Here is a 2,836-nt window from a genome sequence, read left to right on the forward strand (position 1 = left end):
TGGAGGCGGCCTTCGCCGCCATCGCCCAGGATGGCGCCCAAGGGCTCTCGGTGTTTGCAGACGGTTTCGCGCTGCAGAACCGCGCCGCGATCGCGCGCTTCGCCGCCGGCCAGCGTATCCCGCTCGTCTCCGGCTGGCGGGTCTTCGCCGAGGCCGGGGCGCTGCTCAGCTACGGGCCGCGCCTTGAGGACTCGTATCGTCGCCTTGCGCATTTCGTCGCGCGCATCCTGCGCGGCGCGAGTCCGGAGGGGATGCCCATCGAGCAGCCGCGCCATTTCGAACTGGTGGTGAACCAGCGCGCGGCCGCCGCCATCGGTCTCGATGTCCCCACCGCGCTGCTGGCGCGGGCCGACCTCGTGATCGAATGAACCGCCGCACCCTCTCGCTCGCGCAGCGGCTCACCCTCGCCTTCCTCGGCCTCGTGACCGCGGTGCTGCTGGTCAATGGCAGCATCAGCATGTGGTTCGCCTACCAGGAGGCGACCGCGGCGGCGGTGCGCGTCGAACAGGAGAAGGCCGACGGCGCCGCCGACCGCGTGGCGCAGTTCATCGCCGAGCTGGAACAGCAAATCGGCTGGACCACGCGCGCCGACTGGTCGCGGGTGCCGATGGAGCAGCGCCGCTACGACTTCATACGCCTCCTGCGCCAAGCGGCGGCGATCACCGAGCTGCTCTACCTGGACGGGGAGGGCCGGGAAAGGCTGCGCCTGTCGCGGCTGGAGCCGGACCTGATCGACGGCGGCACCGATCGCTCCGCCGATCCGCGCTTCCGTGGCGCGCGCGAGCATGCCGTCTGGTACGGGCCGGTCACCTTCCGCCGTGGCTCCGAGCCCTACATGACGGTGGCCATCGCCCATGCCGGACGCCAAGCGGGCGTGACGATCGCCGAGGTCAATCTCAAGCTGATCTGGGAGGTGATCACCGCAATCCGCGTGGGTGGCACGGGCTATGCCTTCGTCACCGACACGAGGGGTCGGCTGATCGCGCATCCCGACATGAGCCTGGTGCTGCGCGAGACGGACCTCTCCGCGCTGCCGCAGGTGGCGGGCGCCATCGCGGCAAGCGACGAAAGGGTGCGCACGGCGCGCGGCGTGGACGGGCGGTCGGTGCTCTCCGCCCATGCCGCGATTCCGCGCCTCGGCTGGATCGTGTTCGTCGAGCAGCCGACCGCCGAGGCGCTGGCACCCGTCTATGCGGCGGCCTACCAGACACTGGCGCTGCTGGCGCTCGGCGTCGTGCTGGCGCTGCTCGCCGGCGTGGTGCTGGCGCGGCGGCTTACCGGCCCGATCCGCGCGCTGCAGGCGGGCGCGGAACGGCTTGGCCAGGGGGACCTCGCGCAGCGCATTGCGGTCTCCTCCGCCGACGAGATCGGCACGCTTGCCCTGCGCTTCAACGAGATGGCAGCGCGCATCCAGGACGCGCAGGAAACGTTGGAGGCGAAGGTCGCCGACCGCACGCGCGAACTGGCGCAGTCGCTCGAGGATCTACGCGCGGCGCAGGACCGGCTGGTGCAGTCCGAGAAGCTCGCCTCGCTCGGCCAGCTCACCGCCGGCATCGCGCATGAGATCAAGAACCCGCTGAACTTCGTGAACAACTTCGCCGAACTGTCGGCGGAGCTGATCGCGGAACTGGGAGAGGCGATGGAACGCGCCGGCCCGGCGCTCGATGCCCCGCTGCGCGCGGAGGTCGAGGAGCTGTGCCAGATGCTGCGCGACAATTTGGGCAAGGTGGCCGCGCACGGCCGGCGCGCCGACAGCATCGTGCGAAACATGTTGGCGCATTCGCGCGACGGAAAGGGCGAACGCCGGCAGGTGGACCTCAACGCGCTCGTCGAGGAGACGCTCAACCTTGCCTGGCATGGCGCACGCGCGGAACGCCCAGGCTTCAACGTGACACTGGAGAAGCGGCTCGATCCCACGGCGGGGCAGCTCGACCTCTACCCGCAGGAGTTCACCCGGGTGCTGCTGAACTTGTTCGGCAACGCCTTCCACGCCGTGCAGCAGAAGGAGGGGCCGGGCTTCCAGCCGCATCTGCGCGTGCTGACCGAGGCGCGGCCCGGCGCCGTGATCATCCAGGTGCGCGACAACGGCACCGGCATCCCCGACGCGGTGCGCGGCCACATCTTCGAACCCTTCTTCACCACCAAGCCCGCGGGGCAGGGCACAGGCCTCGGCCTGTCGCTCTCGCACGACATCGTCGTGCAGCAGCATGGCGGCGAAATCGCGGTGGCGACGAAGCTGGGCGCCTGGACCGAGTTCACCATTACGCTGCCGCGCCGCGCCGCCGTCGCGGAGGGCGCGGCGTGATGCGGCGTCACCTTCTCCTCTCGTCCGCGCTTCTGCTTGCGCCACAGGCACGGGCGCAGCGGCGCCGGCAGGCCCGCATCGCACTCGTGCATCATTACCGGACGCTGGCGCAGTTGCAGCCCGAGGGGCACGAGCAGGCCCGGGCACTGCACGCCACGCTCGCCGCGGCGGGCTGGCGGGAGGGCGAGAACCTCACCATCACGCGCTGGACCGCGCTGGGCGATCCGACCCGCTTCGCCGCCCTCTGCGCCGAGGTGGTCGTCACCGCGCCCGACGTGATCCTTGTGAGCGGTGCTGAGCTGACGCGCGCCATGCTCGCGGCGACAAGACGGATCCCGCTCGTCTTGCTGACGCCCCGGCCGGTGGAGAACGGCCTGGCGGAGAGCCTGGCCCGGCCCGGCGGGAACCTGACGGGCGTCTCGGCCGATCCCGGCTTCCACCTGCTCGGCAAGCAGGTCGAGTTCCTGCGCGCCTTCCTGCCCGGCATGGAGCGGCTCGCCCTGATCGGCGACGGCACGCAGCACCTTCCCG

Annotated in this window: 3 protein-coding genes; all 3 read left to right on the top strand. The window is 71.0% G+C overall.

The window, feature by feature from the left end:
* Nucleotides 1-368: ABC transporter substrate binding protein (locus ACTIFU_RS23315; RefSeq protein ID WP_439580718.1), on the top strand; the 368-nt coding region annotated here is incomplete at its 5' end.
* Nucleotides 365-2,305, top strand: coding sequence for a sensor histidine kinase (locus ACTIFU_RS23320; protein WP_439580719.1), 1,941 nt, complete (start codon nt 365-367; stop codon nt 2,303-2,305). The genes ACTIFU_RS23315 and ACTIFU_RS23320, both read left to right, overlap by 4 nt.
* Nucleotides 2,305-2,836, top strand: a 532-nt coding sequence (locus ACTIFU_RS23325) for an ABC transporter substrate binding protein (protein ID WP_439580720.1), incomplete at its 3' end; no start/stop codon positions are given. The genes ACTIFU_RS23320 and ACTIFU_RS23325, both read left to right, overlap by 1 nt.

The sequence above is a fragment of the Elioraea sp. genome (genome assembly GCF_051860475.1).
Classification (GTDB): Bacteria; Pseudomonadota; Alphaproteobacteria; order Acetobacterales; family Acetobacteraceae; genus Elioraea.

Bases quoted from the DNA above. Each gene is read 5' to 3' on its own strand.
- ACTIFU_RS23320 (WP_439580719.1), top strand. From the start codon at position 365: ATGAACCGCCGCACCCTCTCGCTCGCGCAGCGGCTCACCCTCGCCTTC.